Origin of the sequence: Anatilimnocola aggregata, from assembly GCF_007747655.1 — a bacterium.
Taxonomy (GTDB): Bacteria; Planctomycetota; Planctomycetia; order Pirellulales; family Pirellulaceae; genus Anatilimnocola; species Anatilimnocola aggregata.
On the sequence record NZ_CP036274.1, the window covers coordinates 5683149 to 5706902 of the forward strand.

14 protein-coding genes are annotated in these 23754 nt (G+C 57.3%); 11 read left to right on the top strand and 3 right to left on the bottom strand.

What is annotated here, in order from left to right; translation table 11 throughout:
- Positions 1-179 precede the first annotated feature (179 nt).
- On the top strand, positions 180-992 hold the full coding sequence (locus tag ETAA8_RS21275) for a sialate O-acetylesterase (RefSeq protein ID WP_145093005.1): 813 nt from the start codon (positions 180-182) through the stop codon (positions 990-992).
- 177 nt (positions 993-1169) lie between these two features.
- On the opposite strand, the gene ETAA8_RS21280 is transcribed toward ETAA8_RS21275, so the two are convergent.
- Positions 1170-1598: a nuclear transport factor 2 family protein gene (locus tag ETAA8_RS21280; protein ID WP_202921158.1), complete on the bottom strand. Its 429-nt coding sequence runs from the start codon at positions 1596-1598 to the stop codon at positions 1170-1172.
- Between the two features lie 530 nt (positions 1599-2128).
- Here ETAA8_RS21280 and ETAA8_RS35380 point away from each other — a divergent pair.
- The 7 genes from ETAA8_RS35380 (at position 2129) to ETAA8_RS21310 (ending at position 11525) form a co-directional block, all read left to right on the top strand.
- Positions 2129-2470: a hypothetical protein gene (locus ETAA8_RS35380; RefSeq protein ID WP_238397470.1), complete on the top strand. Its 342-nt coding sequence runs from the start codon at positions 2129-2131 to the stop codon at positions 2468-2470.
- 199 nt (positions 2471-2669) lie between these two features.
- Positions 2670-6749: a PVC-type heme-binding CxxCH protein gene (locus ETAA8_RS21285; RefSeq protein ID WP_145093010.1), complete on the top strand. Its 4080-nt coding sequence runs from the start codon at positions 2670-2672 to the stop codon at positions 6747-6749.
- 92 nt (positions 6750-6841) lie between these two features.
- The gene (locus tag ETAA8_RS21290) at positions 6842-7978 is read left to right on the top strand and encodes a c-type cytochrome (protein WP_145093013.1); all 1137 of its coding nucleotides are present in this window, start codon (positions 6842-6844) and stop codon (positions 7976-7978) included.
- A 9-nt stretch (positions 7979-7987) separates the two neighbouring features.
- On the top strand, positions 7988-9721 hold the full coding sequence (locus ETAA8_RS21295) for a glycoside hydrolase family 88 protein (protein WP_145093015.1): 1734 nt from the start codon (positions 7988-7990) through the stop codon (positions 9719-9721).
- A complete protein-coding gene (locus tag ETAA8_RS21300; protein WP_145093019.1) occupies positions 9721-9903 on the top strand; it encodes a hypothetical protein in 183 nt (60 codons plus the stop codon). Before ETAA8_RS21295 ends, ETAA8_RS21300 begins: the two co-directional genes overlap by 1 nt.
- 127 nt (positions 9904-10030) lie before the next feature.
- Positions 10031-11047: a DUF1559 domain-containing protein gene (locus tag ETAA8_RS21305; RefSeq protein WP_145093022.1), complete on the top strand. Its 1017-nt coding sequence runs from the start codon at positions 10031-10033 to the stop codon at positions 11045-11047.
- 73 nt (positions 11048-11120) lie between these two features.
- The gene (locus tag ETAA8_RS21310) at positions 11121-11525 is read left to right on the top strand and encodes a hypothetical protein (protein WP_145093024.1); all 405 of its coding nucleotides are present in this window, start codon (positions 11121-11123) and stop codon (positions 11523-11525) included.
- Between the two features lie 33 nt (positions 11526-11558).
- Here ETAA8_RS21310 and ETAA8_RS21315 read toward each other — a convergent pair whose 3' ends face one another.
- Together ETAA8_RS21315 and ETAA8_RS21320 are read right to left on the bottom strand one after the other, a co-directional pair.
- The gene (locus ETAA8_RS21315) at positions 11559-12239 is read right to left on the bottom strand and encodes a tetratricopeptide repeat protein (RefSeq protein WP_145093027.1); all 681 of its coding nucleotides are present in this window, start codon (positions 12237-12239) and stop codon (positions 11559-11561) included.
- 72 nt (positions 12240-12311) lie between these two features.
- Entirely contained in the window at positions 12312-16202 is a 3891-nt protein-coding gene (locus ETAA8_RS21320; protein WP_145093030.1) for a hypothetical protein, read from the bottom strand.
- A 105-nt stretch (positions 16203-16307) separates the two neighbouring features.
- On the opposite strand from ETAA8_RS21320, the gene ETAA8_RS21325 reads away from it, so the two are divergent.
- The 3 genes from ETAA8_RS21325 to ETAA8_RS21335 all read left to right on the top strand — a co-directional run bounded on the left by ETAA8_RS21325 (position 16308) and on the right by ETAA8_RS21335 (position 23737).
- Positions 16308-17498 (top strand): DNA-binding transcriptional regulator, encoded by a 1191-nt coding sequence (locus ETAA8_RS21325; RefSeq protein ID WP_145093032.1) that lies wholly within the window; start codon positions 16308-16310, stop codon positions 17496-17498.
- A 122-nt stretch (positions 17499-17620) separates the two neighbouring features.
- Positions 17621-22651, top strand: coding sequence for a hypothetical protein (locus ETAA8_RS21330; RefSeq protein ID WP_145093034.1), 5031 nt, complete (start codon positions 17621-17623; stop codon positions 22649-22651).
- Between the two features lie 45 nt (positions 22652-22696).
- Positions 22697-23737 (top strand): sialidase family protein, encoded by a 1041-nt coding sequence (locus ETAA8_RS21335; RefSeq protein WP_145093037.1) that lies wholly within the window; start codon positions 22697-22699, stop codon positions 23735-23737.
- Positions 23738-23754 lie beyond the last annotated feature (17 nt).

Here is a 23754-nt window from a genome sequence, read left to right on the forward strand (position 1 = left end):
TTTGCCCATGGAGTCGAACCCCACGTAAACTAGATGCACGAGCTTGCGAATTATGCGCGGGGCAAACAATTAACTTTGTTCCAGCAAATTTGCGGGGCAATTTGTCGCGATTCGTGCTTCACCCATGTTTCGATTCATGAACGCATTCAACTATCTGCATGAGATCTCAAAGGACAACGATGATTACACGCTGCAAGTTCCTCAGTCTGTCCCTATTTGGCCTGGCACTCTCGCTAGCTCCAATTTCCTGGGCTGCCGATGAAGTCAAGCTGCCCGCCAAGGACAAATTTCATCTCTTCCTGCTCGTCGGGCAGTCGAACATGGCTGGTCGTGGCAAAGTCGAAGCGGAAGACCAGAAACCCCACGAGCGGGTGCTGATGCTCAACAAAGAGGGTGCCTGGGTGCCCGCAGCCGATCCGCTTCACTTCGACAAATCATCCGCGGGCGTGGGCCTGGGTAAGACCTTCGGCAAGGTAATCGCCGACGCCAATCCCGAGATCACCGTCGGGCTCATCCCCTGCGCCGTGGGCGGTTCCCCCATCGACTCTTGGAAGCCGGGCGTGTTCTACAAGGCGACCAACAGCCATCCGTGGGACGACGCCATCCGCCGCGCAAAACTGGCTCAAGAAAAAGGAGTGCTGAAAGGAATGCTCTGGCATCAGGGCGAATCGGACTCTTCTGCCAAGTCAGCCCCTGCCTATGGAGACAAACTGCAAAAGCTGGTGGGCGCGTTTCGCCAAGAGCTACAGGCTGACGTCCCGTTCTTGGTTGGCCAACTCGGCCAGTACGACGATGTCCCCTGGGACGACAATCGCAAGATTGTCGACCAGGCTCACCGCGACCTGGCCAAGCAAGTCAAGCAGGCCGCCTTCGTCCCCTCCGACGGTCTCAAGCATAAGGGGGACAAAGTCCACTTCGATTCGGCCGGCCTCCGCGAATTCGGCAAGCGCTATGCCGATGCTTATCTCAAGCTGGCGAAGGCCAATCCCTAGGAGGCCTTGGCCACAAAATCGTCACTCCATTTTCATCGTAAGTGTCCAACATGGAACCTGTTAATTGAACACCAATCGTTCGAAAACCCGAGAGTTACGCACTTCACTGTCCAATTAAGGCACCCTTATTTGAACACCCCCTGCTGCGGTTTGCAGTGACAAGCCAAGGGCTGTGGGTCAGTTTGCTTCGGAAGTATTGGCCCCAGCCCATTCGAGAGCCTGCCGCTTGTCGACGAAGGTGTGAAACTGAATGACCTTGCCGTTGCGAAAGGTATAGACATCCACGGTCTCCCCTTCGCGCCGCTCCGTCTCCGTTTTCAGTCTCACTCGCACGTAAATGAACGCGATGACCCGTTCCCCAGCGACGATGAACCGCTGCGGCTCGCAACTTCCTTCGGCCCAGGTGCCGCGCCCCTGCGCTACGTGCGCCGTCACTGCTGCGAGCCCATGATGGGACCCGCCTCCTGGAAAGTCGAAGTGTTCGATCCGCTCGATCTGCGGGTCAAACAGCTTCATAAATGCGGGAATATCGTTCCGGTTGAGGGCGGCATAGGCCTCCCGGAGCGCTTGTGTCTCAGCCGCCATCGACGGCGTCGGATTGTCCATATTTCTCTCTCGCAGCCCTTCGCTAAAACCGCACAGAACTACAACTGAAATGACGCAGCCAGCACTAGACGCTTGATTCCCTGTCGGTGGCAGCAATCGCGGCTTGTATGCCTGATGATCCATTTGGGCCACTACTGTTATTACGCCGAAGGCGTGGCACAACTATAGCCCAGGGTCGCGGTACCCCGCGCACCCTGGGTAGTATGACAGATTCGTCGCCTGAACCCTGAAAGGGTTCCACACGGATTGGCGACAATTTGTGCAACCCTTTCAGGGTTGGGCTCTTCTCGCAATTCGCGCCCCAGGGTGCGCGGAGTACCGCGACCCTGGGCTAGTTTGTTCAACCGCTTCGCGGTGCAAAGCAGCTTCGGATAGTTTCACCCACGTTGAACAAATCTCGGGCAAAAATCCATGTTGGTGTGAATGGTCAACTCGCCCTCCTCGCCGACCAGAATTCTCGCTTAAATGAACCCATTAACGCCGCTCCATCACACTGGCGGAGCATTTTCGTGCGCGGCTAGAATGGCGGGATGAGCCAAGCATTTCGAACAAAACGCGCCGAGTATGCTGAGGCCATAGATGGCCAGCTTCCCACGGCACTTCAGCGAGAAATGCTCGGTGCGATGACCATGGATGCCTTTCTGTGCATTCAAAATTGCTGTGATGATTCCGAAGCCGTTTTTGCAGTCGCCGACGCGTTTCACAACCTTCCGGCGATTAGTTTCTCGTCGCATTTCCGATGGTCTTATGTACTGATGATGTTGGAGAATCTGGAACAGGTTCAGCCCACAATCGGTGGACACTACTTGGCAGAATTCGACAAGGTCATTGGCTCTTGTTCGACGAGTCAGAAAGCTCCGTCGCACCCGTGACCAAACTTGCCCCTCAAATTAGCCCACCTCACGCCTCTCCACCGATTTGACGACCGCCGTTTCGCTGGGTATTGTGACGGATTCCTACCGGGTTAGTTCAGCGCGGGCGAAGCGATGCGATTGTTGCTTCCCGCTAACCTCTGCATTGTCGTTTGCCGGCCAACCCAGCCGGTGGCATGTTTCTCCTGGAGTTTTCCTTATGTCGTGGTTGGTCAAACCTCTCTCCGTGTTGCTGCTCGGCCTCCTGCTGCCAGCAGTCGCACTCGGTGCCGATGACACCGGCTTTACTTCTCTCTTCGATGGCAAGTCGCTCGACGGCTGGGACGGCAATCCCGACTTCTGGAGCGTGCAGGACGGTGTCATCACCGGCCAAACCACCAAAGAGAAGCCCACCAAGGGGAACACCTTCCTCGTTTATCGCAAGGGCGACGTCGCCGACTTCGAACTGAAGTTGCAATTCAAGATCGTCGGCGGCAACAGCGGCGTGCAATATCGGAGCGAAGAAGTCGCCAAGCATGTCATCAAGGGATATCAAGCCGACTTCGATGCTGCTGGCAATTGGGCCGGCACGCTGTACGAAGAAAAGGGTCGCGGCGTGCTCGCCAAGCGTGGCAGCAAGGTGGTCGTGAAGGCCGATGGCAAGAAGGAAGACGCGGGCAAGACTGCGGAAGAGAAAGTCATCGTCGCCTCGATCAAAAAGGAAGACTGGAACGACTACACGATCATCGCCGACGGCAATCACATCGTTCACAAGTTGAACGGCATTGTCACCGTCGACCTGACCGACGAACAAGAATCGGCTCGTAAAATGTCCGGCCTCCTCGCGCTGCAGTTGCACGCTGGCCCGCCGATGACCGTGCAGTTCCGCAACATTCAAATCAAGCAACTTAAGAGCGCCGACAAGAAGCCCCTCGAACAGAAGAACGGTGGCGGCGGCGATGATGAAGCCAAGAAGGAAGATTCCAAAACCAAGAAGATCATCTTCCTCGCCGGTGGACCGAGCCACGGCTACGGCTCGCACGACCACCTCGCCGGCTGCAAGCTGCTCGCGGCTCAGCTCGAAAAGAGCCTGGGCTACAAGACGGAAGTCCACTATCGCACCTGGCCCGCCGAACTCTCCGCTTACGACGGTGCCGACTGCGTCGTGATGTACAGCGACGGTGGCGGCGGCCATCCCGTGAAGAAAATCATGGAGACGATGGAGAAGGTCGCCAAGCGCGGCACCGGCATTGTTTGCATTCACTACGCGGTCGAAATCCCCAAGGGCAGCGAGGGTGGCGATAACTTCCTCGATTGGACCGGCGGCTATTTCGAAGCTCACTGGTCGGTCAACCCACACTGGGTCGGCAAGTTCGACAAGTTCCCAGATCATCCGATTTGCCGCGGAGTTCAGCCGTTTGCTGCGGATGACGAATGGTACTACCACATGCGATTTCGGCCCGACATGAAGAATGTCACGCCGATTCTCTCCGCTCTTCCTCCCAAAGAAACCCTGACGCGGGGCGATGGCCCGCACAGCGGCAATCCCGACGTCCGCCGCGATGTTCTGGAGAAGAAAGAAATCCAACACATGGCCTGGGCTGGCGAACGCGATGGTGGCGGTCGTGGCTTCGGCTTCACCGGTGGCCATAATCACTGGAATTGGGGTGACGACAACTTCCGCAAGATCGTGCTGAACGCGATCGTTTGGTCCGCCCATGGCGAAGTGCCAAAGAATGGCGTCACCGGCGAAGAAGTCACTTTCGAGCAGCTGAACGAAAACCAGGATGATACTCGTCCTGCCAATTTCAACGGCAAGCAGATCATCGAGAAGTTCAATTTGAAGTCGACGGGCAAAGAACTTCCTCCCGCCAAACCGGCACTGCCCAAGACGAGCGCTGCACCTGCACCAAAGAGCAACGTGACGCCGCTGTTCGAGAGCAAGATTGTCTCACAAGCAACACCCGGTCATGCGATTGATATCGATGTCGATCTCAAGGGTGCTAAGAAGGTGTATCTCGTTGCTGCCGATGGTGGCGATGGTTTTGGCTGCGATTGGGTCGCTTGGGCCGAGCCACGTTTCGTCGGCACTGCTGGCGAAAAGAAGCTGACCGACCTCAAGCCCATCGTGGCTTCCAGCGGTCACGGAAGCGTGCAGATGAATAAGAACAGTTCCGGTGGTCCGCTGAAGATCAACGGCCAATCCGTCGAGTACGGTATTGGCTGTCACGCCATCTCGGTCATTGGCTTCGATGTTCCCGAAGGTTACACCCGGCTGAAGACCCGCGCTGGACTCGACGACGGCGGCATCAAGCAAGGTTGCGGTTCCACCGTTGACTTCGCCATTTTCGATCAGGCTCCCGGCAACATCAAAGCCTCGGCTCCTGGCACTGCTGGTGCTACGGCTGCGAATCGCGATCCAGCGGAAGCTGTCAACGGTCTCGAAGTCGCGGAAGGGCTGGAAGCCAAGCTCTTTTCGAGCGAACCCCAAATCTCGAACGTTACGAACATCGATATCGATCATCTCGGCCGCGTGTGGGTGGCTGAAGTGAAGAACTATCGCAAATGGAAGGGCAGCCGCCCGGAAGGGGATCGCATTCTCGTGCTCGAAGATACCAACGAAGATGGTGTCGCCGATAAGCAGACTGTGTTCTACCAGGGGAACGACATCGACTCGATTCACGGCCTCTGCGTGCTCGGTAATCGCGTCATCGTATCGGCTGGCGACAAGGTGATGAACTTCTATGTCGACAACGACGACCTCAAGAGCGACCGCAAGGATGTGATGTTCAGCGGCATCTCGGGGACGCAGCACGACCACGGCATTCATGCCTTCATCTTTGGACCCGACGGCAAGCTGTACTTCAACTTTGGCAACTCCGGCAAGAGCTTGAAGGACAAAGACGGAAAGGTGATCGTCGATGCCGCGGGCAATCCCGTGACCGATGCTCGCAAGCCCTATCAAGAAGGGATGGTCTTCCGCTGCGATCTCGATGGCAGCAATCTGGAAACGCTGGGCTGGAACTTCCGTAACAACTGGGAAGTGACCATCGACTCACTCGGCACCATCTGGCAAAGCGACAACGACGACGATGGCAACAAGGGTGTTCGCATCAACTTTGTGATGGAATACGGCAACTACGGCTACAAAGACGAATTCACCGGCGCGGGTTGGCAAGCCAAGCGGGAGAATATCGAAGCCGAGATTCCTCGCCGCCACTGGCACTTGAACGATCCAGGCGTGGTACCGAACTTGATCCTCACCGGCCAAGGCTCGCCAACCGGTATTTGCGTGTATGAAGGTAACCTGCTCCCCAAGGTGTTTCACAACCAGGTGATTCACTGCGACGCCGGCCCGAACGTATGCCGCGCGTATGTCGCGACGAAAGACGCCTCCGGTTACACCGCCGAAATCGTCAATGTCCTCTTTGGCAAGCGCGATAACTGGTTCCGTCCTTCGGACGTTTGCGTCGCTCCTGATGGCTCGCTGTTCGTGGCCGACTGGTACGATCCGGGCGTCGGTGGCCACAACCAGCAAGATGTCGACCGCGGTCGCATCTTCCGCCTGGCTCCTGCCGGCACGAAGTACAAGACTCCCAAGTACGACTTCAAGACTCCGATCGGTCAGCTTGAAGCGCTCGCCAGCCCGGCACTGAGCGTTCGTTATCTCGCGTATCAGGCAATACAAAAGAGTGGCGAAGCAGCCGCCCCGGCGCTGATCAAGTTCGCCCAAGACAATGCCAAGGACAATCCGCGCCTGCAAGCACGGGCCCTGTGGGCACTCGGCAAGTTGCCGAACCAAGGGAATGTGGCCGTGAAGGAAGCTTTGCAGAGCGGCAATCCGGATATTCGCATCGTCGGCATTCGGCTGTCCCGCGAATTGGGCCAGGATGTCGGCTCGCTCGCCTCGTTGGCGAAGGACTCGGCTCCGGAAGTTCGTCGCGAATTGGCGATTTCGACCCGCCACAGCAAGTCGCCTGAAGCGGCTGCTATTTGGGCCGAACTTGCCGCCCAGCATGACGGCAAGGATCGCTGGTATCTCGAAGCGCTCGGCATTGGTGCCGACAAGCAATGGGATGCCTACCTTGACGCCTACCTGAAGAAAGTCGACGGCAAGTGGGATACCGCTGCCGGGCGTGATATTGTGTGGCGCAGCCGGGCGAAGCAAACTCCGGCCCTACTCGCCAAGATCATCACCGCCGACTCGACCAAGGAAGAAGAACAACCTCGCTACCTGCGAGCGCTCGACTTCCTCTCCGGTCCCGAGAAGGAAGCGGCACTCAAGGCCATCCTGGAATAGTTTGCCGCTGCTAGGTAAAGTTGTAGTGCCCCTGGTGAATTCGGTGGATTGACCAGGGGCCTGTTGTTTACCCACCTGAACTTGGTTTGCCGATGTACCTGCTCCATCCCGCCCGCCTGCTCGTCGCTACTCTGCTCTGTTTATCTCTGGCACCGTTGGTTGCGCAAGAAGTGACCGACGCCACCCGGGCCAAAGACTCCCGACGTGTGAAGGCGCTGCTGCGGCTCGAGAATGTCGATCTGGAAACGTTGCCCGAAGCCAAAGCTTCTTTAATGCGGCATCTCGAAACCATTCACGGCACCGATGAGTTTTTGGAACTTGTCCGCCGCTTCAAGCTGAAAGCTGCGAACCCCGAATTGATTCGCCTGGCGATCGAGAAGGGTGACGAAACGATCGGCGTGGAAGCCGTGAAGACGCTGTTCGATTTTGGTGCGAACGACGCGATTGAAAAAGAACTGAATGGCAAGGACGATGCCCGCGCCGTGAAATTGGCAGCCGCCATGGGACTGGCCGGTGATCCCCGCGGCAATGAGCTGCTTCTCTCCGTTATTGGCAACAGCGAACGCAGCGTACCGGTTCGTTCAGCCGCGGTGACCGCCATCGGTCGCAACAAAGCGGGCCAAGAACAACTCTTAAAGCTCGTCGAAGCGGGCACGCTCGCGAAGGAACTGAACTTCGCTGCTGCCAACGTCCTGCTTTCGTCAACCGACGCCGCGATCAAAACTGCCGCTGGTAAACATCTCACTTTGCCCGCTACCGCGGACAGCAAACCGCTGCCGACCGTAGCGGAGTTGGTGAAGCGGACCGGTGACGTCGCCGCGGGCAAACAAGTCTTCGGCACGATTGGCACCTGCATCAAGTGCCACAAAGTGCGCGGCGAGGGGAAAGATGTCGGTCCCGATCTTTCCGAAATCGGCAGCAAGCTCTCCAAGGAGGCGTTCTACGTTTCCATTCTCGATCCCAGCGCTGGCATCAGCCACAACTTCGAGACCTACACGCTGTTGCTCGCTGATGGCACTGTCCAAAACGGCATTCTGGTAAGCCAAACCGATGCCGACATTCAGATCAAAACGGCGGACGCCATTGTGAAACAGTTCCCGCGCGATGAAGTCGAAGATTTTAAGAAGTCGACTGTCAGTTTGATGCCCGCCGACTTGCAAAAAGCTCTCACCGCGCAAAACCTGGTCGATGTAGTCGAGTATCTCACGACGCTGAAGAAGCAGAACTAAAGGTCCGCTATGACGGCTTTGCTCATTCGTTCGTTGCTGTTCTCGCTGGTTCTCTTGAACGCGGCCTCGCTTGCTTGCGCACAACCAGCGACGCCGAAACGGTGGAAGCAGGCAGCCATTGGTGTCACGCGCGCGGGAACGGAGATTCCCGTTTGGCTGAACTCCGGCGCAGGGAATCCGAAATCCCAGCGAAATCGAATGGTGGTGATTGGCGGACACGATGGCTCCACCGCTTCGACAAACTTCGTGCAACAGTTGGTCGAGCGTGCCAATACCTCCAAGCCAAATCCCAACAACGGCACCGCGTTCATTCCCAAAGTCTTTCCCGATGGCTTGTCGACCGATTTGGCCCTCACGGCTGGCAAAGGCTATCCGCCGGGCAAGGGCTTTTACGATGACGCCGCTCAGCCTGAGCCTCGCTATCTGTGGCGCTGGGTGGGCATGTACGGAGCGACGTTGGTCGTTGATGTCCGCGCGGGAAAAACGCCTGGCTACTGGGCTTCGGAACATGCCGATGCTGATCAACTGGCAAAGTTGCTGGCAGCAACACCATTCACGAACAAAATCGAAGCGCCTCCTGCAGATGATTTCGTTCGCCAGTTGGCCGAAAAAGGCGTGGAAGATGTTGGCCGAGTGCCGACGCTCTTACTCCACGTTTCCTCGCCCGTCGCAGCGCCTGAAGTCGAGGCGATTGCCAAATTGCTTGCAAGCTTCACGCCCAGCAAATCACCCGCGTGGGACGAAATCATCTGGCGCGAGCGGCGCACACCCGAACAAATTGCCGCCAGCCTGGCAACTGTCTATGGCCACGACCTCAAGCAGGTTGCTTACATTCCCGCACTGGCGGTGATTGGTCGCCAGCGGATTGCGGTGGAACTCAACGATCAGAAGGAACAAGAATCACTGAAGCAATTGCTCGCGCCGTTTCTCGAGGGAGAAAAGAGTCCCGTTCCGAAATCGGGCAGCGAGCATGCGGGGCACTTGCTGTTCGCGGAACTAGCCAAGCGAAGTGAAGGAAAGGATCGTGAGCGCTGGATCGAACTTTGCCGCGCGGCAGCGGATCAAATCTTTGATAAAGATGGCAAGCCACTGAAACTTATGCCCTCTCACAACGAGATGAGCGACGCCGTGTTCATGGCGACGCCCATCTTGTGCGCGACCGGCAAGCTGACGGGCGAGCAAAAGTATTTTGACGCGGCCGTCGGTCATTTTCGCAGCATGAAAAAGCTGTGCGTGCGCGAGGACGGCATCTATCGGCACTCGCCACTCGACGAGGCCGCTTGGGGCCGAGGTAATGGTTTCCCAGCACTCGGTCTGGCTTGGGCGCTGAGCGAGTTTCCGGAAGATCATCCGGCACACGGCGAATTGAAGAAGGAATTTCAGAATCACATTGCCGCACTGTTGAAGCATCAGGACTCGTTCGGCTGCTGGCACCAGGTGATCGACAAGCCGGGGAGCTACCGGGAATTCAGCAGCACTTGTATGATCGGTTGGGCGCTTAAGCGGGGCATTGATCGGGGCTGGCTCGACAAGGGAACGCACCAGCCGGCGCTCGATCAGGCGTGGCTTGCGGCCAAGCATCGCATTGGTCCCAAGGGCAAAGTTGTCGATATCTGCACCGGGACCGGCAAGATGCGATCGCTGCGAGACTATTACGATCGTCCCGCCATTTGGGGTGTCGATGCCCGCGGCGGCGCGATGGCACTCATGTTCTCAACCGAAATGATGGACGGAACCAAGTAATGTCGCAGTCACCTGGCAGCCGTTGGTCGCGGTGGAACGACCGGCTGAAGATCATCGCTCTCGGTCTCACACTCGGCATCGCCGCGCGGTGGGTAACGCGTGCCTGGCAAGCCAGCGCAGCGCCAGCCAGGCCCGCAGCGGTCGAGGCACCGAGCGATCCCGCCGTTACTTCCGGCCAATAAGCCAGTGCACGGATTGCGGCTTCGCGCAACGGCGATCGCCGCCGTTAAACTTGTTCGAACGCCCAGGCAAGGCTAACTTACAGAGGTCGCGGTTACCTCTCTCTTGTCTGACCGTAAGGCTTGCTTAATGCCATCTCTTCGCCATCAGCGGGGCTTCACCCTCGTTGAGCTTCTGGTCGTCATCGCCATCATCGGCGTGCTCGTGGCGCTCTTGCTGCCAGCAGTACAAGCAGCCCGCGAAGCTGCCAGGCGAACGCAGTGCGCGAATCATCTAAAGCAACTGGCGCTCGGTATGCAGAATCACCACGATACTCTGCTGCGATTGCCACCAGGTGGTGCCGAAGATCAGGCTCCGTTTGGGGTGGAAGCAAGTCCCGCCGGCAAATGGGGCAGTAGCTGGTTCGTCTATATTCTGCCCTATATCGAGCAGCAGTCGCTGTACGAGAAATGGCAGTTCACTGGGAGTTCCGGTGCGTTCAACACCAACAACAACACGGTAGCGACTGGCGTCGTGATCAAGATTTTTTTCTGCCCTTCGTCGCCACTGCAAGTCAAAGCACCGAACCGACAAACCGGCTCGACGTTCGCTACCTACGTCGGACTGAGTGGCGCGGTGGATGGCCTGATTCCTGGATTTTCAGAAACTCGGATAAACGCTTTGCCCAATGCAGGAATCGTTAGCGGAGGGGGCGTGTTGATTCCGAACGGCCAACTCAAACTTTCTGCCATCACGGATGGCACTAGCAACACGATGGCGATTAGCGAGCATGGAAACTTTCTGATCGATACGGCAGGCAAGCGGCAGGAGTGGCGGGCATCGCAAACTTGGGGTTGGTACTTGGGAGTAAAATCCACGGGCATACCGCCAAACTTTGACAACGCCCATGGAGACAATCGCCAGCCTAATTTGACCAGCATTCGCTATCCGATTAACCACGCGCCCGCGGGTGGTTGGCCGAATGATGTAACCGGCACTGGGGTTGGACTCAACGGCAATTTCACTGGTGGGAATGTGCCGATCAATTCGCCTCATCCAGGTGGGGTACAGGCCGCATTTGCCGATGGTTCGGTTCGCTTTTTGGCGAATAATTCCACGCTGGCAGCCTTAGCGCAGTTGGCAACACGCGATGATGGTGTGCCGTAAGCGCATCGCTCCAGGCAAGCTGCGCGTTTATTTTTCAGATCGACTCTGCCTCGCTCGCTGTCTTAAAGCTCGTATGATTCGCCAAATCAGCCCAGTTGGATTGCTGTTACTGTTGTGCGTCACCACATTCGGCCTGCAAGGCTGTGCCAAGCCGGGACCATCGCAATATTCTGTCAGTGGAAAAGTGACCTTGGATGGCCAACCGCTCAGTGAGGGGACCGTCTACTTGAAGGTCATTGAAACGGGAGCACTGGTGACATTGCCAGTAAAGAACGGCACATTTCAAGGAAAGTCGACGGAAGGGAATTGGCGTGTGGAAGTTGTTGCCTATCGAATCACGCCTATTCCCGGCGATAGGATGGGTAGCGAAACGGCAGAACTATTGATCGCACCGCGTTTTAATTCGCAAAGCACTCTGACGGCTGTCGTCACTCCCGCCGGCCCGAACGAATTTGTGTTCGAAGTGACGAGCAAGTAGGCGAGTCGTGTTCGAGTGTAAACAGCTCACCACTCACTTCTTGATCTTCGCCAGGCGAGCAGAAATCTCTTGAGCAGCCTTCGTCGCTGCATCCTTCTGCTCTGGCGTCAACTGCTCAGTCAGCTTGGTTAGTTGAGCCTGACTGGCCGTGTTGCCACCAGCAACCGCGACAGTTGCCCAAGCATGAGCCAGCACTGGGTCTTTCGGTACGCCGCGCCCCACCGCATACAGCCCGCTAAGAATTCGCTGCGAATTGACGTCGTTTTGCTCCGCTGCCTTGCGATACCATTCGGCCGAAGTTGCGTCGTCCTTGGTCACACCCTTGCCGGTGCTGTACATGTATCCCAGGTTGTAATGCGCGTGAGCGCTATTTTGTGCCGCGGCCTTGTTGAACCACTTGATCGCCTCCGTGTAATCACGTTCCACGCCCCGGGCGTTGGTATACATCACACCCAGCATGCTTTGGCCGCGGGGATCGTTCTTCTCGGCAGCCTGACGATACCACTTCACCGCCTCGGCATCGTTCTTGGCAACGCCCGCGCCCTTCGCGAGCATTCCTCCCAACTTGTACTGGGCGTTTACATCCCCCGCCTCAGCCTTGGCTTTCATCTCCTGATATTCACGCACCTCATCGGCAGTCGGCTCAGCAGCTGCTGCCAGCGAGGTGTATCCAACAAGAGTAACAACCAAACACAAGGTGAGGTAACGATTCACGGTATGGCCCTTTGAAGTTTGCCCGCCGGTAAAAACAGCAAAGGCAATCTTACCGGCTGACGCGTTGCCTTGCTATTTCGCTCGTGTCGCTTCAATTGTCTCGACTCTGCCGTCGACCATATTCTTGTGAATCAGCAGGAGACGATGGCGGCCAGCGGACAATTTGAGATTGCCGGCCAGTTCGGTCACGACTTCTTCCACAGCGGTTCGGGGCTTCAGCCCGGCCGAGGCACTGGCCAGTTCCAGCGGCACTTCCTTTTCGGCGCGAACTACCGGAACCAAGGGGGCGGCATCCGCGCCATCCACTTGCAAACCAATCTCCATAGCTTTGCGCTGCTTCGGCACCAGCTTCTCACGCAGGTCGATGATGTCTTCCCACTGAGCCTGCCAACAAGGTCGACGATCTGAGTAGCGGAAGGTCCCACTGACCGTCAGCCGGTAGGTGCCCGCTTCCTTCACCTCAACCATTAATTGAATCGCATCGCTAAAACGTAAGTCAGGCACGAGCATGCCAGCTGTCGCCGATTCGGCGAAGCCCTTGTCGTCACGCACAAAGATCGTGAACTGTTTGGGATCGAACTTCGCGGGAATCTCAATCACCGACGCTTCCTCACGCGGCTGACGAACCACCTGATCCGCTGTGGGAATTTGAGTTCCGGCAAGTGATGGGCTGAATGGCTGCGGCGCGATGGTAGTTTGTACTCCTGTCGCTGTTAGTTCTCCTGCAGCATTCGGAGCGGCATCAGTACCAACATGGTGCTGCCGCCACAGTTGGCTGCGGGCTGCTTCAATCGCCGGCGTCAAACGATCGGCAGGCAGTTGCTTCAAACCCGCAACCCCCGCCTCCAAACTTGCCAGATCATGGGCCCGCAGTACCAGCGTAGTTACTCGGGGCGCAAAGGCCCACGGAATCGCCTCAAGCACGGCGCGTCCTGTTCCTGGATATTCTTCAGTCACACGTGGCCACAGTAGGCCGGCAGCGGCCAGAGTCTCCGCTGGAGGCGAATCCGCTTTCGCGGTCGTTACGTCGAGCAAAATCACCGGCTTGCCGAATCGCCAGCCACTGAGCGCGCTGAACCAATCGTTGTGATTGGTTGTTTCCCGTTTGATCTTGCCGAAGACTTCACCCTTGTCGACTAACGCATTCTCAGCCGCTTTCTCCGGAGCGAGTTGATAGGCCAAGGTATATGTTCCCACTTGTGGTCGGCGCAGAATCTCGACCTCGACGCCGCGGGCCGCCAGCGTGGCCTTCACTTTCTCAGCAATCGGCAACAAAGCAGCTTCATGTTCCGATTCAAACAGCGGCAACACAAACCTTGTCTTGGCAGCAAAGGCCTTTTCAATCACATCGCGACGGCGTACGACGAGCGACTCGGCGCTTGTGTCAATCGCCAACGTCTCACCACTCGCCGCAGTGATTTCAATTGGCAATTTCACGGTGGTGCCGTCGAGTTGCGACCTTACGCTCACCAGCCACTTCCCCGCCGCAATGTTGCCAGGAAGAGGCAGATCGAAACGAAGCAAGCCATCTCGACTGGTCGAACGATAGAGTTCAGCGACGGCATTGCCACTGGGATCTTGCCAGGTGATACAAACGGGAATTACCGCTGCCAGGGTTTCTCCCTTGGCATCGACCAAGCGACCTTGCAATGTGAGTGGGTCGCCCGCTGCGATCTTCTGGCGAGCACGCACCTCGAGTTTTTCCACCTTACGGGGCAGTACGGCGAAGACCCGCGCGGTGGACTGGGCCAGGTCGCAATCGAAGGGGGCGACATCGCCGAGCAAACGTTCTGAGGTGCAATCGTAGAGCACGCCAGTTGCGCCAACTGCGGGTAGCAACTTCTCACGCACTTGATACCAATCGGCCTGCGACTGAATGTGCGAGTCGTTCACGGCAATCACGTATTTTGCATCTCGCCCGCCGTCGACTTGCAACAACGAGAGCGAACTTGTTTCTCCTTCGATTGACGTTAACAGCCCGCGTCCTTTCGCTCCAAACGCTTTTACTAACGAAGGCGCAACCTCCGCGTGCCAACGAGCGAACATCAGCGCATCGTTATCGCCCTTCGGTGTATTAGGCGCGCCCCAGTTGTGTGGCTTGCCCAGCCGCGTGAACGAAAATCCGTAACCAAGCTTCTGCGCGTCTTGAATGGCAACGGTGGAGTTGTCGTCAATCACTATTCGCCCGCCAGCCTGCGAATACGATTCGAGCGACTTCACCACACCGGCGGGAAACGGAAACGTTTGCCCGGCAATCAGCAATGCGGGTTCCTTGATCTTGCCCCCGGACTTCAGCAATTCTTCTTCGGTGACAAAGCGCGGTGTGTAGCCCTGTCGCGTGAGACTGACAAACGTCTGATAGGGAGTCGTGCCGAAACCGAGGGCCAGATGCTGCCGCTGGTACTGGCTCTTCGAAAACAAGATGCCAACGCCATGATCGCCGCGCCCTTCGACCGCGAGACAAGCAAAGCGATCGAGAAACTCACGGCCCGCCACCACATCCGCTCCGCCAACTTTCCCTTCGATCTCCGTCCAGTTAGCGTGCTTGTTCATGCCTGTCAGAACATTGCTGAAACCTTCGAGCGCGAAACCGATGCCCGTCACGCCCCACGGCAAACCGTGCGCTGCCACTCGAGTGAACTTGCCGGGCGTGCTGGCCCGACCATGTACGGGGCCGAACGCGTTGCTAAGCCACGTGGGCTTGCCGTTGCGATGCATATCGAGCAGGCCAGCCGTGAAGAGCCACTGATAGGCATAATCTGGCCCACCAACCTGGTCGTTCCAGGTGCTTTGATATTGGAAGTCGAGCGTTTCATAAGCGGAAGGAAAGTACTGCCCGTACCGAACCGGGCTGTGGTCGACCTGCACGCTAGCCGAGTTACGCAGCGTGGGATCAAGCTCGCGCAGGTTCTTGCTCAACTCGCCGTAGGCTTCTCGATACATACCCATAAGATAAGCCGACCACTGATCGAGTCGCTCCTCGAACGCGATTCGTTCCTGTTCCGGCATCGGCTTGGTGTATTCGGCAATTTCGTTCAGCCAGTGCCGCGTCGGCAAATCGATGAGCGTGGCGAACTCCGGCCGGTTGATGGAGAGGAGGTAAGCGATGTATTCCGCTTCGGTGACCGGTTCCAGTTTGGTCCGGCGTCGAAACTCATCCTGCGTGTGCTGATCGATTCGCTTGAGATAGTGCCGCAACGCTTCCGTCTTGTGACCCCAACCCCAATAGGTCATCAACCCCCGACGATTGCCGATGGCATAGCCGGTAGTATCCCACCCCAGCATGAAGCCGCCAAAGTTCGGATACTTGCCGTTCGCCTGCGCACCAAGAATGATCCGCTGGCTCATGCCAGCCAGTTCTTCAGGATGATTTCCTACGGGAAAGAAACTGGTGGGGCGCGTATCAGGATTGGGTAGCACCAATGTGCCGCTGCGAGCGGCTACGTCCATGTAAGGAAGCTCAAGTACATCGGCCTTGCCCATCGGCACAATGGCAGTCAGTCGCAAATCCTGCAGAATCTTCGCTTGCCCGTTCCAGTGCACTAGATCAAAGGCTTGACGCTCATCGGGAGTCATCTTTGGCTGCTGCGGATACTGCGGCCGGCGCGGTTCCGACTCATCCTGCATCGAGCCAGCCGAACGACGCAGCGTCGAGACAATGAATACTCTCTGTCCCGTGGCTTCGCCATTCAACTTGAGCTGGTATTCTCCCGGAGCGAAGCGAGACGAATCAATCAGAACTGTCTGCGCGGGCCCTTGATACAGCAGCAAGGTGCCCGCGGCAGATACCAGCTCCAACTTTGCCTGCTCGGTCTTCTTCCACGCCACGGGAATGAACTCGCCAACGAAGTAAGCCGTCCGCTCCAGCGGCAGCTGAACATCGGCAGCCTGGGTGATCGAGACCAACTGGCAACAGATGCAAAACAAGAACGAACCAAGGGTAACTCGACGAAGCATGCGCATGGGAGAGAACCACGGGGAGTGAAGTGTCATTTTGTAGCGTTAATCTACTTGCGAACCGATTTCTTTGCATTCATACTTTGCGTAAAAGTATTACGGTTTTGCAACATGGCCAGTTCCACACCAAGCAAGACGAATCGCCGCCCGCTGCAAGTCGCAGTGCTGGTCGAGACTTCGTACGTCTTCGGTCGCCGCGTACTGGCCGGAATCGTGAAGTATCAGCGGCAACATGCGCCCTGGGCGATGCTTTTTCGTCCGCATGCGCGCGGTGATGCACCTCCCAGTTGGCTCAAACGCTGGCGTGGCGATGGCATCATTGCCCGCTGTTACGATCAACGGATGGCCGATGCTTTGCGGGCCACTGGGTTGCCCGTGGTCGACCTGCCTTACAACCGCGAGGGGCACGGCTTGCCGATGCTGCTGATCGACAATCGGCCCATTGTCGCAGCAGCGTTCTCGCATTTGTGGGAACGAAGTTTCCGCAGCTTCGCTTACTGCGGCCTTCCTACCGGTGGCAATTCAACGATGGAGGATCGCTGCCGGCTATTCGTTGTTGAGGCGGCCAAACGTGACTGTGCGGTCGATGTCTTCGCTGCCTCAGCGCGCCATACAACTGCGGGAACCTGGGGCTTCGACAAAGAGCAGCTTGCGCGTTGGCTACGACGCTTGCCCAAGCCGGTCGCGGTGATGGCCTGCCACGATCCGCGCGGCCAGCAAGTACTCGAAGCCTGCCAACATGCCGGGCTGAGTGTGCCAGAGGAAGTTGCCGTGCTGGGCGTCGACAATGACGAACTGATGTGCGACCTCTGCCATCCGCCGCTCAGCAGTGTGGAAGTCGATCAACGCGCAGCTGGCTATCGCGCGGCAGAATGTCTCGAGCGAATGATGGCGGGTGGTAAACCTCCGCGTGGCGCGCCATACGTCGACGCTCCCCTACGAATCGTTTCGCGTCAATCGACCGATGTGCTCGCCATTGATGATCCTGAAGTTGCTGCAGCGCTCAGGATCATTCGCGAGCAGGCGCGCGGGCCAATGTCTGTCAGTGATCTGCTGAAGGCGGTTCCCGTTTCCCGCAGCATGCTCGAACGGCGCATGAAGCAAGCTATTGGCCGTACTCCCAAAGCAGAAATTCTGCGCTCGCAACTGGATTGGATCAAAGAATTGCTTACTACCACTGACCTGCCGCTCGCCGATATCGGCCAGCGGCTCGGTTCGGCTCACCACCAACACCTGGCGACTCTGTTCAAATCGAAAACCGGCATGACCCCTGGCGAGTATCGCAAGCGATACCGCCGCTAGACGATTGATTCCTGGCCACTCAATTTTGCCTCTCACCCATCCTTCCCCATAAAGCCCTTCCCATGTGCGTGAACCTGCCCGAGAATCCGCTCCTGATATCGCGATGCTTGAAGATGATGTTGATGTTGCTCGCGACCTCTTCCAGTTTTACTGGTAATGCCTGGTCCGCTGAGCGACTAGCAAGTGCGATATCAGCAGATGTTATTGACTGGGAGCGCTGCGTCGCCTTTGCCGATGGCCAGGAACAACCGGCTCCTGGGCAGGAACTTCTCGCACCTTGGCTGGGGCTTTCAACACCTCCAACTGGTAACCTGCTGCCCTGGAGCACCGGACCTGCGGCCGCCGAAACTCGCCATTTTCGGATTGTTTTCAAACAGCCAGTCGAGGTTGGCACTCTCTGCGCGTCCACCGAGTTTGTGGCCCTGCTCAGGGATGATTCTGAACTTCCAGGAGTCATCAACGATGAGAGCCAATGGCGAGCTCTTGCACCTGGAATGGTGCGGCCGCTGGATTTGGGAACGAAGGTCAGAGCCATTCGCATCACGATCAAGCGGCACAATTTGCCGTGGGAGAATCCGCGTACAGCGTCTGTATTTCCCGGTCTACGGTTATTCACCGATCGCTACTACAATCCGGCTGAATTTGGTTATCGCGATTGGTCGCGACCAGCGGTCAAAAAAGGTACACCTGCCGAATTGCAGTGGTTGGGCTATTGGCCCGAGCCACAACTTGTAGCGGGCATACTCATCGATCGGCCGGGAGCTTCCGTAATTTCGATCAGTGCGGTTTCAGCCAAACAAGAGGTTCATCCGCGACTTGCTCAAGACAACGATTGGCAGCCCATTGCTATTGCGGGAAGCAATTCCACTTTTCAACCGCAGACTTCACTGACCACCCGTGCCGTGCGCTTGCGCATTCCGGTTCCGACCGAAGCATCCATTCAGCAGCGCCCGCCGAGTGTTGCCGTGCTCGTCAGTTTGCCAGATGACGCCAATACTCCGACTTCCAAGTCATATTCCCACGTACCGGCTTCTCCTGTCACACTCAAATACGACATGCCGCTGGATGGTTTCGCAGCGATTCGCATTGAGGACGAGAAAGGACAGCATGTTCGCCGGCTGATTGCCGAAGTCGAGCGCGAGCGCGGCAGCGCACAAGAGAACTGGGATCTGCTCGACGATCAGGGGAAGCCCGTTGCGCCCGGCAAATACCACTTTGTGGGTCTCGCCCGGCCGCCGTTCAAGTTGACCTATGAGATGACTGTCTACAACGCGGGCAATCCGCCTTGGATGGCACCGGTTCCCGGTGGGGGCTGGTGGATGGCCGATCATGGTCCACCGTGCAGCACGTGTGCAGTGGGGGACGTGATGTTTTTTGGTGCTGGTGGTGCTGAGTTCGGCGTGCCATTGATTGCCACGGATCGCGAGGGGCGAAAACTCTGGCACGACTTGCATCAGGGGGCCCAACGCCTGGTGAGCGACGGCCGGTATGCCTATGTCGTGAACGACGGCGAGGTGATTCGCATCGACCCGCAAAATAAGTTTGCCAAGTTGCCGCTGCACAAGTTTGCTTACTCCACCGAAGTGCCTGGCCACGCCAAGGCCTGGCTCACAGGCGACCACAGTGGAGCTGCCGTTTTCGGGAATGCGCTTTGCATTAGCTATAGCGCCCCTGCGCCACCTTGGATTCGCTCTGCCTTTCACTCGGGGCAAGTGAACATCGCTCACTGCCAGCCCAGTCCGATACCCCACAAGACCCATGTGACTGATCTGACACCCAATGAGCACATCTTCTCGACCTTTCAAGCCGCGCCCAGCTCAGTGACGGGATCGTTCGGACCAACGTCTAAGAAAGGCCCTCTCAAAGACAGTCTACTCCTCACGCTCAAGGATGAAGTGCCGGTCGGGAGTGTCGTCGTGCCAAGCGGAGACGTTGAAGTCTATGCGCTCAAGTCCGGCGTCAAATTACCCGAACAGTTCATTCCCCAGGTCACGCAGCAGGATCCCACGCAGCCAGCAGTTCCAGCCACATCGCTGGCCGACGATCTGCAACAAGATCTCCAAGGCAAGTTCGATCCCGAGATGTGGTTACCGCTGCGTAGTAAGTCAGCTGATCGACCAGGAATTGCAACTTCTGCCCAAGGAATGAAAACCAAGGCACTCATCTTTCACAGCCCTAAGCAAGAACGCCTCGAATACAGCCTGGTGCTGGATCGCCGCTATCGCAACGCAACAGAAAGCGCCGTATTCTTGCCGCTAGAAGGAATGGGCACTGCCACTGCTGCCTGGCAATTCAACCGCGCGGTCGACCAGCCTCTTTCGTATGGCAATCCAGCCGTCGCTGGATATATCTGGAAAGAGCCCGCTCAGGTGCGCGGCTTTCTCATGACTCGCCCAACTCCCTGGGCTGGCTTTGCGATCGATGTATGGAATGGGCCAGCCGACGCCAGCATTGATGCCGCCGCCTTCAAGAACGACGAACATTGGCAGCAAGTCCACCTTCATCGTCAAGTGCGTAACGACATTAAGTGGAGTTGGCACACCCCGCGCGTGGTGCAGGGTGATTTCGGTTCTACTCTTTCCATCCGTGCGCTCCGCGTGCGCGTCATCGATCCACCGCAAGGTCCTGGTGCCAAAGCGGGCCCCGTCAATGGTGGTTTCGAAAGCTTGCTCCTGTTCGAACCACAGGGGAACGATGCCGAACTGCCGGTCAATCTCGCTCAGCGGATTACGGTACTTGATTTGCCTTCAACAGGTGAAACAACGGCCAAGTTACGTGAGCACTTGCCTGTGACTCAACCTGGCGCTCTCGCCTTCGATGCTCAAGGAAAACTGTACGTCGCTTGCGAGGCAGGAATCTGTCGCTTGCCCACTCTCGATGCAGCTGGCGCAGCAACGCGAGAAGTTGTCGTTGCTCCCAGCGAGGCAGGTCGTCCTCGCGCGCTGGCGTTCGATGCAGCCGGCCTTTTGTGGGGCATCGATGGTAAGAGCGGAGTCGTGCGGGCGTACGATGTCACCACTGGCAAGCGAGTGCGCGAACTCGGCAAAGCAGGCCCGAAGACCGGCCTCTACAATCCCCAGGAGTTGACTGCACCTGCGGCCATGAGCATCGATGCGCAGGGCAAACTCTGGCTTGTCGAGCAACACTTCCAACCCAAGCGAATCAGTCGCTGGTCGACGGAGGGTCAGGTTGAAAAGGAGCTCTTCGGTCCGACTCACTACGGCGGCGGTGGAATGCTCGACCCACGCGATAAATCGGTCATCAACCATTTAGGGATGAAATTCCGCATCGACTACGCCACTCGCACCTGGAAGCTCGAGAGCCGATTGGCTCAATACTCGGGTGGTAACTACCTGCCCGATCGTGTGACCTATGTGCAAGATCGGCGGTTCCTGGTCGGCGATCGTCCGGTGGTAACACCGTTTGGTGACGCCGGACCAACGGCCGTCATTTGCGAAGAAGTGAATGGCGAAGCCGTGACGCGTGTAGCTGCCGGCCTGCTTGGCGATTGGCGTGAACTTCCCAAGAATGCCGCGCTCAAGAAGTCGGTCGAGAAACTCGATCCGAGCAAGACGGTCTTTATTTGGAGCGATCAGAATGCCGATCGGCAGGTCCAACCGGCCGAGGTCCGGTTACTTCCGAAGCTTCCGGTTTATCGCGCGCCCCATATCGGTGACGATCTTTCGCTTAATTTTCCCGACCAGCGCGGCGGTGCTCGAATTCGGCTCTCGAAGCTGGTCGCGGGGCCAAACGGAGCGTCGATTCCCGACTATACCGATGCAGCCATAGAACCAATGCCCGGACTGACCGGCGAATCGATGGTTACACCCGCAGGCGAAACGTTTGTGATGAATCATAAACTGCTCGACTCCCAAGGTAAGCAACTTTGGACTTATCCCGATCGCTATATGGGAGTGCAAGCCTCGAATATGGTTCCCTGGGGTTTTCTCGGCCGTCCCGCAGGAACGGTTGCTGGCAGCATTGGCCCCATCGGTCATTTCAAGATTGGCGACGAGACCATCTTCTGCGTCGGCGGCAACAGCGGCGATTATTACGCCTTCACGCTCGACGGACTGCTCGCCGGGGCGATCTTGGGCGGGCCGAAGGGTTACGGACGACGATACTTCTCAATGCCGGAATGCGAACCTGGCAAAACCGATTTGTCCGACCTTCGTAAAACGGTCGAAGATTTTCACGGACACGTCACCAAGGCTGAGGATGGCAAGGTTTATGCGATTGCCGGCAAGAATCATGTCACCCTGATGCGCGTCGATGGCTTCGAACAATTGCAGCGGTTCTCTGGCGACATCACGGTTACTAGTGAGGATCTTCCTCGCACTCGCGACTGGACCGCTCGCAAATCGCAGATCGAGCGTTTTCTCGATGTCGAAGGGCCCAAGCGCTACACGGTCCTGTTTGCTGCGAAGAAGCCGACGATTAATGGCGACTTTCTAACCGATTGGCCAGCTGGCGAACCGTTGACGATTCGACAGACTCTGTCGGCCACCGGTGGAGTTGCCGAACAATGGCAAGCGCGGCTCGCGTTCGACAAAGACAATCTGTATATCGGCGGTACGGCCATTGATAGTTCCCCGCTGGTGAATTCAGCTGAAGATGCAGAGACGCTCTTTCAGTCTGGCGATGCCTTCGATCTGCATCTGGGGCTCGATCCGAAAGCACCAGCCGAACGAACCGAAGCCGCCGTTGGTGACGTGCGGTTGCTCGTGACATATCGGGGCGATCGACCCACGGTCATGCTCTACCGCTATGTAAAGTCGCCCGGTTCACCACCGCAGCGGATATTTCAATCACCGGTCGGTGAGACGGCAGTCGCAGAAATTCGAGAGATCAAAGAAGCCGAAGTGGCCGTAGTGCGCAACGATCGCCGTTGGACACTCGAAGCGGCCATTCCGTGGAGATCCCTGGGCATGGTTGCACCCACCAGCGCGCAGGTGCTGCGCGGAGATGTCGGGGCGCTCGAATCCGATCCGAATGGACGCACAACCATTGCCCGCCACTACTGGGCGAATAAGCGGCAAGTGTTCGTCGGCGACCAGCCCACCGAAGCCCGATTGCTGCCGAGCACTTGGGGAGAATTTGAATTTCCTGCTTCCAAAGAGCTCGATTCCCTGCTCGACTTGGACCTGAAGTAAGATAAAACACCCACCCCACACTTCCCTGCCTCGCTGGAGTTACTGATGTCTCACCTGTTTCAGGCAGTCCGTTTCCCCACAGTGCTGGCATTAGCTTTAGCGGTAACGCATTTAAGTAGTGCGTCACTAAGCGGTGAAGATCAGCCCATCCTCATTGCCAAAGCTGTGTCAGGGCACGTTCATCCTTCGATTGGTCGAACTAAGGATGGCACGCTGATTGTGGTCTACAAGGGAGCCAACGTGCTGATGCGAAGTCGTTCGCTCGATGGCGGACAAACTTGGGAAGAGCCGGTTGCCATCGCCACGTCGGCCAAACGGCCCGACTCGATTCGCGAAGTCAAAATTTTCGAAGTTTATCCTGGTACGGTCGACGTTTTGCCAGACGATCGAGTGCTCGTCACCTGGAACTACATCGCCGACGACAAAGCCAAAGACGGCTACTACGAGCGAGCTTTGCTCTATTCGATCAGTGCTGACCGAGGACTTACGTGGAGCGATCAGGCTCTGATTGGCCCCGTCGACGGTAAGCATTTGGGGGCAGTGCGGCACAACGTCCTGCCGTGGAGTGATGGCCGCTGGTTGCTGCCGCTGCGCGTTGGTCCGCCCCGCTTGTTCGATCCTAAAACGGGCGAGCTAACCACCTTTTCGATTATGGGTCCCGATGGCAACCAAAGGTCTTTTCAGCAAATCGTCCGCACCCCCAAGGGAACATTGCTGGCCATGTGCCCGGTGATGTACCGTTCGACGGACGAAGGAAAGACCTGGCAACTGGCCGAAGGTTTTCGTTCGGTTACCGACACCGACACAGCCGAAGGACGCTACTTGACGGTGCTCAACGACGGACGTTTGCTAGTCACGTTTGGCGTGGGGACGGCCAATCTGGGGCTGAGTTATAATTTCTCGGCTGACGATGGCGTCACTTGGAACAACGAACAGACGGTGGTCTTGCTCCCCGAACGAAAGATCGCGGCCCGCTATTATTCCGCGCGTACGATTCAACTCGACGATAAGTATGTCGGAACCGTGTTCGTAAGCGGCGGCGTCTCCTACCTGCGAGTCCCCATCGACAGCGTGGCCAAAAAGTAACCTCCAATACTCGACAA